The 13,354-nt window shown below is 60.0% G+C and carries 10 protein-coding genes; all 10 read left to right on the top strand.

The features are described 5' to 3' along the window. Positions 1 to 32 precede the first annotated feature (32 nt). The 10 genes from rseP to P5704_005075 all read left to right on the top strand — a co-directional run bounded on the left by rseP (position 33) and on the right by P5704_005075 (position 13,318). Positions 33 to 1,385 carry an RIP metalloprotease RseP gene (rseP, locus tag P5704_005120; GenBank protein ID WOF79880.1) on the top strand — a complete coding sequence of 451 codons (1,353 nt, stop codon included), beginning with the start codon at positions 33 to 35 and terminating at the stop codon, positions 1,383 to 1,385. 69 nt (positions 1,386 to 1,454) lie between these two features. Continuing rightward, positions 1,455 to 3,806: an outer membrane protein assembly factor BamA gene (bamA, locus tag P5704_005115; protein ID WOF79879.1), complete on the top strand. Its 2,352-nt coding sequence runs from the start codon at positions 1,455 to 1,457 to the stop codon at positions 3,804 to 3,806. A gap of 48 nt (positions 3,807 to 3,854) precedes the next feature. Continuing rightward, positions 3,855 to 4,358 (top strand): OmpH family outer membrane protein, encoded by a 504-nt coding sequence (locus P5704_005110; GenBank protein WOF79878.1) that lies wholly within the window; start codon positions 3,855 to 3,857, stop codon positions 4,356 to 4,358. Position 4,359: 1 nt separating this feature from the next. Then, positions 4,360 to 5,418: a UDP-3-O-(3-hydroxymyristoyl)glucosamine N-acyltransferase gene (lpxD, locus tag P5704_005105; protein WOF79877.1), complete on the top strand. Its 1,059-nt coding sequence runs from the start codon at positions 4,360 to 4,362 to the stop codon at positions 5,416 to 5,418. Positions 5,419 to 5,521: 103 nt separating this feature from the next. Continuing rightward, entirely contained in the window at positions 5,522 to 5,962 is a 441-nt protein-coding gene (gene fabZ, locus P5704_005100) for a 3-hydroxyacyl-ACP dehydratase FabZ (GenBank protein WOF79876.1), read from the top strand. Next, the gene (gene lpxA, locus P5704_005095; protein ID WOF79875.1) at positions 5,959 to 6,735 is read left to right on the top strand and encodes an acyl-ACP--UDP-N-acetylglucosamine O-acyltransferase; all 777 of its coding nucleotides are present in this window, start codon (positions 5,959 to 5,961) and stop codon (positions 6,733 to 6,735) included. The genes fabZ and lpxA overlap by 4 nt, the downstream gene beginning before the upstream one ends. A gap of 1 nt (position 6,736) precedes the next feature. Beyond that, on the top strand, positions 6,737 to 7,870 hold the full coding sequence (gene lpxB, locus P5704_005090; GenBank protein WOF81172.1) for a lipid-A-disaccharide synthase: 1,134 nt from the start codon (positions 6,737 to 6,739) through the stop codon (positions 7,868 to 7,870). Beyond that, positions 7,870 to 8,508, top strand: a complete 639-nt coding sequence (gene rnhB / locus P5704_005085; protein ID WOF79874.1) for a ribonuclease HII — start codon at positions 7,870 to 7,872, stop codon at positions 8,506 to 8,508. The genes lpxB and rnhB overlap by 1 nt, the downstream gene beginning before the upstream one ends. 155 nt (positions 8,509 to 8,663) lie before the next feature. Beyond that, on the top strand, positions 8,664 to 12,185 hold the full coding sequence (gene dnaE, locus P5704_005080) for a DNA polymerase III subunit alpha (protein ID WOF79873.1): 3,522 nt from the start codon (positions 8,664 to 8,666) through the stop codon (positions 12,183 to 12,185). Positions 12,186 to 12,367: 182 nt separating this feature from the next. Next, positions 12,368 to 13,318 carry an acetyl-CoA carboxylase carboxyltransferase subunit alpha gene (locus P5704_005075; GenBank protein WOF79872.1) on the top strand — a complete coding sequence of 317 codons (951 nt, stop codon included), beginning with the start codon at positions 12,368 to 12,370 and terminating at the stop codon, positions 13,316 to 13,318. Positions 13,319 to 13,354: the final 36 nt, after the last annotated feature.

Below are 13,354 nucleotides of genomic sequence, written 5' to 3'. Positions count from 1 at the left end.
GAAACGTCAACAGACCCACTCCCGGAGGAAATATGGGCGCGCTCTACATGATCATCGGCACCCTCGTTGCGCTCGGGGTGTTGGTGACCTTTCACGAATTCGGTCATTTCTGGGTTGCCCGCCGCTGTGGCGTGAAGGTGCTGCGATTCTCCGTTGGCTTCGGTAGTCCGCTGCTTCGCTGGCATGACCGGCAGGGCACCGAGTTCGTCATCGCTGCGATACCGCTTGGCGGTTACGTCAAGATGCTCGACGAACGTGAGGGCGACGTGCCTCCCGCTTTGCTCGACAGTGCATTCAATCGCAAGAGCGTCCGCCAGCGCTTCGCTATCGTATCCGCCGGGCCGTTGGCCAATTTCCTGTTAGCTATGGTGTTCTTCTGGCTGCTGGCGATGCTTGGCAGCGAACAGGTGCGGCCTGTTGTCGGTGCTGTCGCGCCAGGCAGTCTCGCTGCTCAGGCGGGGATGGCGGTCGATCAGGAGATCGTTGCGGTCAATGGCAAGCCAGTCAGTGGCTGGTCCGAGGTCAATTTACAGTTGGTACGGCGCCTGGGCGAGAGCGGTCAGCTCGATATGACGGTGCGAGAGCTTGGCGGTTCTGGCGAGCAGCACCTGCAGATCCCGTTGCAAAATTGGCTGAAAGGCGTGGAGGAGCCGGACCCGATCACCTCGCTCGGAATCAGACCCTGGCGCCCTCAGATTGTCCCAGTGGTCGCTCAGTTGGATCCTGAAGGCCCGGCGCAGGCCGCAGGTATTCGTCTCGGCGACCGCCTGTTGAGTATGGATCAGCAGCCACTGGACGATTGGCAGCAGGTGATCGACGCAGTCAAGGTACTGCCCGGTGAGCCGGTATCGCTGCAGGTGGAGCGCGCCGGTGAGCGACTCGATGTGTCGTTGACGCTGGCCGCGCGTGGCGAAGGCGATGCGCGCCGCGGTTATCTGGGGGCGGGTGTCGAAGGTGGTGAGTGGCCAGCGGAAATGCTGCGCGAAGTCAGCTTCGGTCCTCTTGAAGCGGTGGTCGAAGGCGTAAGGCGCACCTGGACCATGAGCCTGCTGACCCTCGATTCGCTGAAGAAAATGCTCTTCGGGGAGCTCTCGGTAAAAAACTTGAGCGGTCCGATAACCATTGCTAAAGTGGCGGGCGCTTCTGCCCAGTCGGGCCTGGGGGATTTCCTCAATTTCCTCGCCTATCTGAGCATTAGTCTGGGGGTTCTCAATCTATTGCCTATCCCGGTGCTCGATGGCGGCCATCTGCTCTTCTATGTCGTCGAGTGGGTCCGCGGACGTCCTCTGTCGGAGCGGGTACAGGGATGGGGAGTACAGATCGGCATCAGCCTGGTGGTTGGGGTGATGCTGCTTGCACTGGTCAATGACCTTGGCCGTCTGTAATGCCGAATCCGTAGTGTCGCCATGCCGAATCGCCGGTTCATTTATCAGGTTTGAATAAGAAAGGACTTCATGAAACGTCTGCTGCTACCTGCGGTTATCTCCGCATTGATGATCGCCGAAGTTCACGCTGAGTCCTTCACTATTTCCGATATCCGGGTCAATGGCCTGCAGCGGGTTTCCGCCGGCAGCGTATTCGGCGCTCTGCCTTTGAACGTGGGTGAGCCCGCCGATGACAATCGCCTCGTCGATGCCACTCGTGCGCTCTTCCGAACCGGTTTCTTTCAGGATATTCAGCTGGGGCGGGATGGCGATGTGCTGGTCATCAGCGTAGTCGAGCGACCATCTATTTCCGGCATCGAGATCGAAGGCAACAAGGCGATCAAGACCGAAGATCTGCTGTCAGGTTTGCAGCAGTCCGGTCTGGCCGAAGGGGAAATCTTTCAGCAGGCCACGCTCGAGGGTGTACGTAATGAACTGCAGCGCCAGTACGTTGCCCAGGGGCGCTATTCGGCGACCATCGAAACCGAGGTCATTTCGCAGCCGCGTAATCGGGTGGCGTTGAAGATCAAGATCAACGAAGGCTCGGTGGCGGCGATCAAGCACGTCAATATCGTGGGCAATTCTGTCTTCGCGGACGAAGATCTGGTGGATCTGTTCGAGCTGAAGACCACAAACTGGCTGTCGTTCTTCCGCAACGACGACAAGTACGCGCGTGAAAAGCTCTCCGGTGACCTGGAACGCCTGCGCTCGTATTACCTGGATCGCGGTTACATCAACATGGATATCACCTCGACCCAGGTATCCATAACGCCAGACAAGAAGCACGTCTATGTCACCGTGAACATCGACGAAGGCGAGCGCTATACCGTGCGCGATGTCAAGCTGAGCGGTGATCTCAAGGTTCCGCAGGAAGAGATCGAGGCGCTGTTGCTGGCAAAAGAAGGTCAGGTGTTCTCGCGCAAGGTGATGACCACCACCTCCGAGCTGATTACACGGCGCTTGGGTAACGAAGGCTATACCTTTGCCAACGTCAACGGTGTTCCTGAAGCTCACGACGAAGACAATACGGTGTCGATCACGTTCGTCGTCGATCCGGGTAAGCGTGCGTACGTCAATCGCGTCAATTTCCGCGGGAATACCAAGACCGAAGATGAAGTGCTGCGTCGCGAAATGCGCCAGATGGAAGGTGGTTGGGCGTCGACCTATTTGATCGACCAATCCAAGACTCGTCTCGAGCGCCTGGGCTTCTTCAAGGAAGTGAACGTAGAAACGCCGCAGGTGCCAGGTACGGACGACCAGATCGACGTCAACTACAGCGTCGAGGAGCAACCGTCCGGTTCGATCATGGCCAGCATCGGTTTTGCGCAAAACGCAGGCCTGATTCTGGGTGGCTCCATCAGCCAGAACAACTTCCTCGGTACCGGGAACCGGGTCTCCCTGGGCTTGACTCGCAGCGAATACCAGACGCGTTACAACTTCGGTTTCGTCGACCCCTACTGGACCGAAGACGGTGTCAGCCTGGGGTATAACGCCTTCTATCGCACCACCGATTACGACGAGCTCGATTACGACGTTTCCAGTTATTCGGTGGATAGCCTTGGTGGCGGCATCAACATCGGCTACCCGATCAGCGAGACGTCTCGACTGTCATTCGGCCTGACTGTGCAGCAGGATGATCTTGATACTGGCCGTTATACCGTGGACGAGATCTTCGACTTCATGGAGGAGGAGGGCGACAGCTTCCTCAACTTCAAGGCATCTGCAGGTTGGTCCGAGTCGACCCTCAATCGCGGCGTGCTCGCAACTCGCGGCCATTCGCAGAGCCTGGTATTCGAAAGTACTATTCCGGGTAGCGACCTGTCTTTCTATAAACTCGACTACAACGGCCAGCTGTTCGTACCGATGAGCAAGGATTACACCCTGCGCATGCATACGCGCCTGGGTTACGGGGACGCCTATGGCTCGACCTCGAGCCTGCCGTTCTACGAGCATTACTATGCCGGCGGCTTCAATTCGGTACGCGGCTTCGAGGATAGCAGCCTCGGCCCTCGTAGCACGCCGAGTGACGGGTCGCGCCCAGGCACCATCGCCGACCCGGATCAGGATCCTCTGCCGTTCGGTGGTAACGTACTCATCCAGGGGGGGTTGGAAGTGCTGTTCCCCATGCCGTTCGTTAAGGATCAGCGCTCGCTGCGTACCTCGGTGTTCTGGGACGTAGGTAATGTGTACAACACCAATTGCCCAACAGAGTCGAGTAATTGCAGCGATATCGACTTCGGCGATATGGCCAGCTCGGTGGGTGTCGGTCTGACCTGGATTACCGCAATGGGCCCGCTGAGCTTCAGTCTGGCAATGCCGGTGGTCAAGCCGGACGAAGCCGATACTCAGGTATTCCAGTTCTCGCTGGGACAAACGTTCTAACATTGCGGCGTGATGCCTCAGTGCTTTCTTTCAGGAGTGGTGTTTACCGTGCGTAAGTTGACTCAACTGTTTCTCGTCGTTGCCGCGCTGGTAGCGACCCCAGCATTTGCCGAAATGAAGATCGCCGTCATGAACTATCAGATGGCGCTGCTTGAGTCGGATGCGGCCAAACGTTACGCGGTCGACGCGGAGAAGAAGTTCGGCCCCCAACTGAGCAAGCTGAAAACACTCGAAAGCGACGCCAAGCGTATTCAGGATCGCCTGGTCAAGGACGGCGACAAGATGCAGCAGGCCGAGCGTGAACGTCTGGAGCTCGAATTCAAGCAAAAGGCCCGTGACTTCCAGTTCCAGTCCAAGGAATTGAACGAGGCAAAGGCTGTGGCGGATCGGGACATGCTCAAGCAGCTCAAGCCGAAGCTTGATCAGGCTGTCGAAGAAGTCATCAAGAAGGGCAACTACGACCTAGTGTTCGAGCGTGGTGCCGTGGTGGATGTCAAACCGCAGTTCGATATCACCCGCCAGGTCATCGAGCGCATGAATCAGCTGCGCTGATATGGCAGGCGCAGTCTATACACTCGGCCAGCTGGCCGAGGAACTGGGTGGCACCCTGCGCGGCGATGCTGACCAGACGATTAGCGGGCTCGCTACCCTGCAGGAGGCGGGCCCGGCGCATTTGACCTTCCTTGCCAATGCTCAGTATCGCAAGTACCTGTCGACCACCCAGGCCGCCGCGGTGTTGTTGGCTCCCGCTGATGCTGAAGGCTACGAAGGCGCGGCAATTGTCGTTAGCGACCCTTATCTGGCTTATGCGCGCGCGTCGCACCTGTTCGAGACTCGACCGGTAGCGAATAGCGGCATTCACCCGACGGCGGTGGTCGCTGCCGATGCTTATGTAGATTCGTCGGCCAGCATTGGTCCCTATGTGGTGATCGAGTCCGGCGCAACCATCGAGGCGGATGTGGTGATCGGTGCGCAGTCATTCGTCGGCGCCCGTAGTCGAATCGGCACTGGCGGGCGACTCGCGCCGCGAGTCACGCTTTATCACGACGTGCAGATCGGTAAGCGCGTGGTGATCCAGTCCGGTGCCGTGATCGGTGGTGAGGGGTTCGGCTTCGCCAAGGAAAAAGGTGCCTGGCAGAAGATCGCTCAAATCGGCGGTGTGCGTATCGGGGATGATGTGGAGATTGGCTCGAATACCACCATCGACCGCGGCGCCCTTTCCGATACGCTGATTGGCAACGGCGTGAAGCTAGATAATCAGATCATGATCGCGCACAACGTGCAGATCGGTGACAACACGGCGATGGCTGGCTGTGCCGGCATCTCCGGTAGCACCAAGATCGGACGCAATTGCATGATCGCCGGTGGCGTCGGCATGGTTGGGCACATCGAAGTGTGCGACAACGTGTTCGTGACGGGTATGACGATGGTCACGCGCTCGATCACGGAACCCGGAAGCTACTCCTCGGGCACGGCGATGCAGAATGCTGCCGATTGGAGAAAGAGTGCGGCGCGTATTCGTCAGTTGGATGACATGGCTCGCCGGCTGCAACAGCTGGAGAAAAGCCTGGCTACCGTGACTCAGGGTCAGAATCCGGCTTCTGATGCCTGAGCTTACCGTCTGATCCGGTTTTTTTCGGGGTTAATGCCTGTCAGTGCTCGCGCGGGCTTTCAGCGCAGGCGGCCCTATACTTTTTTACAGGCTCTTTCCTGACATGATGGATATCAACGAGATTCGCGAATATTTGCCTCACCGCTACCCGTTCCTGCTGGTGGACCGTGTGACGGAGATGGACGTCGAGGCCAAGCGCGTTCGTGCCTACAAGAACGTGACCATCAACGAACCGTTCTTCAATGGGCATTTTCCACAGCATCCGATCATGCCAGGCGTGCTGATCATCGAAGCCATGGCGCAGGCGGCCGGTCTGCTTGGTTTCAAGATGATGGGCGTCAAGCCAGCCGATGGCACGCTTTACTATTTCGTCGGCTCTGACAAGCTGCGCTTCCGTCAGCCGGTGGTTCCGGGCGATCAGCTGGTCCTGGAAGCTTCCTTCATCAGCGCCAAACGCGGCATCTGGAAGTTCGATTGTCGTGCCAGCGTCGAGGGCAAGCCGGTCTGCTCGGCAGAAATCATCTGCGCGGAACAGAAGATATGAGTTTGATCGACCCTCGCGCCATCATCGACCCTGCGGCTCGCTTGGCGGATGACGTCCAGGTCGGCCCATGGTCGATCATTGGTCCGGACGTCGAAATTGGCGAGGGTACGGTGATCGCGTCGCATGTGGTCATCAAAGGGCCGACCCGTATCGGTCGGCACAATCGCATCTATCAGTTCTCCTCGGTTGGCGAAGATACGCCGGATCTGAAGTACAAGGGTGAGCCGACGCGCCTGGTGATTGGCGATCACAACGTGATTCGCGAGGGTGTCACCATCCATCGCGGCACCGTGCAGGATCGCTCCGAAACCACCCTCGGTGATCACAACCTGATCATGGCTTATGCTCACATCGGCCACGACAGCGTGATCGCCAATCATTGCATTCTGGTCAACAACACCGCGCTGGCCGGTCACGTCCATGTGGGCGACTGGGCCATTCTCTCCGGTTACACCCTGGTACATCAGTTCTGCCATATCGGCGCCCATAGTTTTTCCGGCATGGGCACGGCGATCGGCAAGGATGTACCGGCATTTGTCACCGTGTTCGGCAATCCGGCGGAGGCGCGCAGCATGAACTTCGAGGGCATGCGTCGTCGTGGCTTCAGCGCCGAAGCCGTTCACGCCCTGCGCAACGCTTACAAGGTCGTCTACCGCAAGGGGTTGACCGTGGAGGCCGCACTCACCGAGCTGGCCGAAAGTGCAGCGGCATTCCCCGAGGTTGCGATCTTCCGCGACTCGATTCAGGCTTCAACTCGTGGGATCACTCGCTGAGATGAACCGGCCGCTCAGGGTTGCCTTGGTAGCCGGGGAGTCCTCCGGTGACATCCTTGGTGCGGGCCTGATGCAGGCGCTGAAGGCTCAGCACGCGAATGTCGAATTCATCGGCGTCGGCGGCTCGCGCATGCAGGCCGAAGGGTTGCAGTCGTACTTTCCGCTCGAGCGTCTGGCAGTGATGGGCCTGGTCGAAGTGCTCGGTCGTTTGCCGGAGCTGCTGGCCCGCCGCAAACGCCTGGTGGACACGCTGATCCAGCAGCGGCCGGATGTATTCATCGGCATCGACGCGCCGGACTTCAATCTCGGGCTTGAGCTCAAGCTGCGTCGGGCCGGAATCAAGACCGTGCACTACGTCAGTCCGTCGGTCTGGGCCTGGCGTCAGAAGCGGGTACTGAAGATCCGTGACGCCTGCGATCTGATGCTCACGCTGTTTCCGTTCGAGGCCAGGTTCTACGACGAGCACCAGGTACCGGTTCGCTTCGTCGGTCATCCCCTAGCTGATGCCATTCCGCTTTGCGCTGATCGTGCCGCGGCACGGCAAGCGCTCGGATTGCCAGCGGATGGCCTGGTCGTCGCGCTGATGCCCGGTAGCAGGGGCGGCGAAGTCGCTCGACTGGGGGATCTGTTCCTTTCCGCTGCCGAGCGGTTGCGCGCCATGCGTCCCGGGATTCGTTTTGTCATGCCTTGCGCCAGCCCCGAGCGGCGGCTGCAGCTTGAGCAGATGCTGGTTACGCGTGATTTACCGCTGACCCTGCTCGATGGCCGGTCCCATGAGGCATTGGCCGCCTGCAACGCCGTGTTGATTGCTTCCGGTACGGCAACGCTTGAGGCGCTGTTGTTCAAACGTCCTATGGTGGTGGCCTACAGCGTAGCGCCAATGACTTACCGCATCCTCCGGCGGCTGGTGAAGAGCCCCTATGTTGCGCTTCCCAACCTGCTGGCCCAGCGTCTGCTGGTTCCCGAGTTGCTGCAGGACGCCGCTACCCCCGAAGCGCTTGCGCAGTCTCTGTCGCCACTGCTGGACGATGGTGACGTGCAAACCGAAGGCTTCGACAGTATTCATCGCACCCTGCGTTGCGATGCGTCGAGTCAGGCCGCCGATGCCGTGTTGCGCCTGGTTGGAGTTCGTTGATGCAGTTCGGACTCGATTTCAATCTGGTCGAAGAGCTGGTTGCCGGCGTCGACGAGGTCGGGCGCGGGCCGCTGTGTGGTCCTGTAGTGACCGCTGCAGTGATCCTCGATCCGGCGCGTCCGATCAAAGGCCTCAACGACTCGAAAAAGCTGAGCGAAGCCCGTCGTGAAGCGTTGTTCGACGAGATCTGCGAAAAGGCGGTGGCGTGGTGCATTGCCCGAGCGGAGGTCGAAGAGATCGATCAGCTGAATATCCTTCACGCCACGATGCTCGCCATGCAGCGTGCGGTTGATGGACTGAGTGTCACGCCGCGGCTGGCACTCATCGATGGCAATCGCTGCCCTCAGCTGAACGTGCCCAGCGCACCGGTGATCCAGGGCGACGGTCAGGTGCCGGCTATCGCTGCGGCATCCATCCTGGCCAAGGTCAGTCGTGACCGCGAAATGCAGGCCCTGGATCTCTGCTATCCGGGTTATGGGCTGGCCGGGCACAAGGGTTATCCGACTCCAAGCCATCTGGAAGCGCTTCGTCGGCTAGGACCAACGCCCATTCATCGGCGCTCTTTCGCCCCCGTGCGTACGCTGCTTGAGCAGGCAGTTGTCGAGACCGACATCCCGGCCAGCGTGCTGCTGGTCTAGCGGGTAACTGTACGCGGGCCAGCCAGGTGCTTCATGAGGTCCTGGGCCGCCGAACACCCTTTTACCGTGTCGGCTACCGTTAGCGCGGTCGCCAGCCCGTCCGTGCTTTCCGGTACAATTCCGCGCTTGTCGTTCTGCCAGCTCAAGGTCTGTTCATGCCTGTTTCCTTCGTCCATCTACGTCTGCATACCGAGTACTCGCTGGTCGATGGGCTGGTTCGGGTCAAGCCGCTGATCAAGGCGGTCGCGGCAGGTGGCATGCCGGCAGTGGCGGTGACCGACATGAGCAATATGTGCTCGCTGGTCAAGTTCTATAAAGCCGCGCAGGGCGCCGGCATAAAGCCGATCTGCGGTGCCGATATCTGGATGGCTGGTTGTGACGAGGACGGTCCTCTCAGCCGCTTGACCTTGCTGGCGATGAATCCCAAGGGGTATCGCAACCTCACTGAGCTGGTTTCGCGTGGTTGGACCGAAGGTCAGCGCAATGACCTGGTGATCATCGAGCGTGACTGGGTGAAGCAGTCCTCGGAAGGGCTGATTGCCTTGTCCGGCGCCAAGGAGGGCGAGATCGGACTTGCCCTGCTCAACGGCGAGGAGTCGCTGGCCGAGGCGCTGCTGGCCGAGTGGCAATCGGTGTTTCCCGAGCGTTTCTATCTGGAAGTGCAGCGCACCAGCCGGGTCAACGATGAGGAGCATCTGCACGCGGCAGTAGCGCTGGCCGAGCGCTGCGCTGTGCCGCTGGTGGCGACCAATGACGTGCGCTTTCTCAAGCAGGATGATTTCGAAGCCCATGAAACGCGCGTCTGCATTGGCGAAAGCCGCACCCTCGACGACTCGCGACGACCGCGCAACTATTCCGATCAGCAGTATCTGAAAACGCCCGAGGAAATGTACGAGCTGTTCAGTGACCTCCCCGAGGCGCTGGAAAATACCGTCGAGATCGCCAGGCGCTGCAACATCGAGGTGCAGCTGGGCACCTACTTCCTGCCCGATTTCCCGGTGCCGGACGGCATGACCATGGACGATTACTTCCGCAAGGTCTCGTTCGACGGCCTCGAAGAGCGGCTGGAAGTGCTGCTGCCCCGGGATACGCCCGATTACGAGGCGAAGAGGCAGGTCTATGTCGATCGGCTGAATTTCGAGCTGGATATCATCATCCAGATGGGCTTTCCGGGTTACTTCCTGATCGTCATGGACTTTATCCAGTGGGCCAAGAGCAATGGGGTGCCTGTAGGGCCAGGCCGTGGCTCGGGTGCCGGCTCGCTGGTGGCCTATGTGCAGAAAATCACCGACCTGGACCCGCTGGCCTACGATCTGCTGTTCGAGCGCTTCCTCAACCCTGAGCGGGTTTCCATGCCCGACTTCGACGTCGACTTCTGCATGGATGGCCGCGACCGGGTCATCGATTACGTGGCTGAGAAATACGGTCGCAATGCGGTGAGCCAGATCATCACCTTCGGCACCATGGCGGCCAAGGCGGTGGTGCGTGACGTGGCGCGGGTGCAGGGCAAGTCCTACGGGCTGGCGGATCGCCTGTCGAAGATGATCCCCTTTGAAGTAGGCATGACGCTGGAAAAAGCCTACGAGATGGAAGAGCCGCTGCGCGACTTCCTTGCCGTCGATGAAGACGCTAGGGAAATCTGGGACATGGCGCTCAGGCTCGAAGGCATCACCCGCGGCACCGGCAAGCATGCCGGCGGCGTGGTGATTGCGCCGACCAAACTCACCGATTTCGCCCCCATCGCCTGCGATGACGAGGGCGGCAGCCTGGTCACCCAGTTCGACAAGGACGACGTCGAGTCTGCCGGTCTGGTCAAGTTCGACTTTCTCGGCCTGCGCACGCTGACCATCATCAAATGGGCGCTGGAAACCATCAACCGCGAACAGGCGCGTAAGGGTCTCGAACCGGTCGACATCGACTTTATCCCCCTGGATGACAAGCCCACCTACTCGCTGCTGCAAAAGGCCGAAACCACGGCGGTGTTCCAGCTCGAATCGCGTGGCATGAAAGAGCTGATCAAAAAGCTCAAACCCGACTGCCTGGAAGACCTGATCGCCCTCGTGGCGCTGTTCCGTCCCGGCCCGCTGCAATCGGGCATGGTCGACGACTTCATCAACCGCAAGCATGGTCGCGCGGAAATCTCCTACCCGCATTCGGATTACCAGTACGAAGGCCTCAAGCCGGTTCTTGCGCCCACCTACGGCATCATCCTGTATCAGGAACAGGTGATGCAGATTGCCCAGGTCATGGCCGGCTACACGCTAGGCGGCGCCGACATGCTGCGCCGCGCCATGGGCAAGAAGAAGCCCGAGGAAATGGCCAAGCAGCGCGGCGGTTTCATTGAGGGCTGCAAGAACAACGGTATCGATGCTGATCTGGCGGGCAACATCTTCGACCTGGTAGAGAAGTTTGCCGGTTACGGCTTTAACAAGTCGCACTCGGCGGCCTACGGTCTGGTGTCCTATCAGACCGCCTGGCTTAAGGCGCATTACCCGTCGCCGTTCATGGCCGCGGTGCTTTCGGCGGACATGCACAACACCGACAAGGTGGTCACGCTGATCGAAGAATGTCGCAGCATGAAGCTGCGTATCGATGCGCCGGACGTGAACAACTCCGAATTCAAGTTCACCGTCAGCGACGACGGGCGCATCATCTACGGTCTGGGTGCGATCAAGGGTGTCGGTGAAGGGCCGGTGGAGGCCATTGTCGAATGCCGCAGTGAAGGCGGGCCGTTCAAGGACCTGTTCGACTTCTGCAGTCGGGTCGATCTCAAACGCATCAACAAGCGCACCCTCGAGGCCTTGATCCGTGGCGGTGCGCTGGATCGCATGGGGCCGTATTTTTCCGATGACCCGAAGCTCTACCAGGCCGGCATTGATCAGAATCGTGCGGTGCTTTTGTCAGCCATGGAAGAGGCGATTCAGGCGGCGGAGCAGACTGCGCGCAGCCTGGATAGCGGCCATATGGATCTGTTTGGCGGCTTGTTCGCAGAGCCCGAGGCGGATGTCTATGCCAATCACCGCAAGGCGCGGGAGCTGACGCTCAAGGAGCGCCTCAAGGGCGAGAAGGACACCCTGGGTCTCTACCTCACTGGCCACCCGATTGATGAATACGAAGGAGAAGTACGTCGCTTCGCCCGTCAGCGCATCATCGATCTGCGTCCGGCTCGCGATACCCAGACGGTCGCCGGGTTGATCGTCAACCTGCGGGTGATGAAGAACAAGAAGGGTGACAAGATGGGTTTCATCACCCTGGACGACCGCTCCGGGCGCATCGAGGCCTCGCTGTTCGCCGAAGCCTTCAATACGGCTCAGGCACTGCTACAGACCGATGCGCTGGTGGTGGTCGAAGGTGAAGTCAGCAACGACGATTTCTCCGGTGGCCTGCGTCTGCGTGCCAAGCGGGTGATGAGCCTGGAAGAAGCGCGCACCGGTCTGGCCGAGAGCTTGCGGGTCAAGGTCGGCAGCGATGCGCTCAGGGGTGACCGGGTGCGCTGGCTGGCAGACGTCTGTGGTCGTCATCGCGGGGCCTGCCCGATCACTCTGGAGTACACCGGTAGCGACGCCAAGGCGCTGTTGCAGTTTGGCGAGAGCTGGCGAATCGATCCGGCGGATCACTTGATTCAGGCATTGCGTGACCAGTTCGGACGCGACAACGTCTTCCTGCAATACCGATAGAGGGCCGAGGCCCGGAAGGTCGCCGATGGCGCTTTCCGGGTCAGGCCCGAACGGCCCGGTGATGACCGGGTCATGGTTCAGAACAATTTTTGTTCGACCTGAATGCGCCCGTCCCGTAAGGTAAGGCGCAAAAAACGGAACAGCCTCCCGGCCGCCTGGCCGTCGACGCATGACGGATGCCTATGAACCCGAATTTCCTGGATTTCGAACAGCCGATCGCCGACCTGCAAGCCAAGATCGAAGAATTGCGCCTGGTTGGTAACGACAACTCGCTGAACATCGGCGATGAGATTGCCCGCCTGCAGGACAAGAGCGAATCGCTCACCGAAAGCATCTTCGGCAATCTGACCAGCTGGCAGATCGCCCGCCTGGCTCGCCACCCGCAGCGCCCCTACACCCTCGACTACATCAATCACCTGTTCACCGAGTTCGAAGAGCTGCACGGTGATCGCCACTTCTCCGATGACGCCGCTATCGTGGGCGGTACTGCGCGTCTGGACGGACAGCCGATGATGATCATCGGTCATCAGAAGGGCCGTGAGGTGCGCGAGAAGGTACGCCGTAACTTCGGCATGCCGCGCCCCGAGGGTTACCGCAAGGCGTGCCGTCTGATGGAGATGGCCGAGCGCTTCAAGATGCCGATCCTGACCTTCATCGACACTCCGGGTGCCTATCCGGGTATCGATGCCGAAGAACGCAACCAGAGCGAGGCCATTGCCTGGAACCTGCGCGTCATGGCACGTCTGAAGACGCCGATCATCGCCACCGTGATCGGTGAGGGCGGTTCTGGCGGAGCCCTGGCTATTGGCGTCTGCGACCAGCTGAACATGCTGCAGTACTCCACCTACGCGGTGATCTCGCCGGAAGGCTGCGCCTCGATTCTCTGGCGCACCGCCGACAAGGCACCCGAAGCGGCCGACGCCATGGGCGTGACTGCCGAGCGCCTGAAGGACCTCGGGATCGTCGACAAGGTGATTTCCGAGCCCCTGGGCGGCGCGCATCGCAACCCGGCCGTCACCGCGGCTTCGCTGCGTGACGAACTCAGGACTCAGCTGGAAATGCTCAAGGCGCTGGATACCGACGCGCTGCTGGAGCGCCGCTACGCGCGCCTGATGAGCTACGGTATCGCCTGATCGGATGCCGTTTTGTCCGCTGCAGAAACCCCGCCT

Source organism: Pseudomonas sp. FeN3W (assembly GCA_030263805.2).
In the GTDB taxonomy this organism is placed as follows: domain Bacteria; phylum Pseudomonadota; class Gammaproteobacteria; order Pseudomonadales; family Pseudomonadaceae; genus Stutzerimonas; species Stutzerimonas stutzeri_G.
The sequence above is the reverse complement of the archived record's forward strand: the minus strand, read 5'-3'. Positions and strand labels throughout refer to the sequence as shown.

Coding starts and splice junctions, on each gene's coding strand:
- rseP (WOF79880.1), top strand. CDS start 33: ATGGGCGCGCTCTACATGATCATCGGCACCCTCGTTGCGCTCGGGGTG.
- dnaE (WOF79873.1), top strand. CDS start 8,664: ATGCCTGTTTCCTTCGTCCATCTACGTCTGCATACCGAGTACTCGCTG.
- rnhB (WOF79874.1), top strand. CDS start 7,870: ATGCAGTTCGGACTCGATTTCAATCTGGTCGAAGAGCTGGTTGCCGGC.
- lpxA (WOF79875.1), top strand. CDS start 5,959: ATGAGTTTGATCGACCCTCGCGCCATCATCGACCCTGCGGCTCGCTTG.
- lpxB (WOF81172.1), top strand. CDS start 6,737: ATGAACCGGCCGCTCAGGGTTGCCTTGGTAGCCGGGGAGTCCTCCGGT.
- bamA (WOF79879.1), top strand. CDS start 1,455: ATGAAACGTCTGCTGCTACCTGCGGTTATCTCCGCATTGATGATCGCC.
- P5704_005075 (WOF79872.1), top strand. CDS start 12,368: ATGAACCCGAATTTCCTGGATTTCGAACAGCCGATCGCCGACCTGCAA.
- lpxD (WOF79877.1), top strand. CDS start 4,360: ATGGCAGGCGCAGTCTATACACTCGGCCAGCTGGCCGAGGAACTGGGT.
- fabZ (WOF79876.1), top strand. CDS start 5,522: ATGATGGATATCAACGAGATTCGCGAATATTTGCCTCACCGCTACCCG.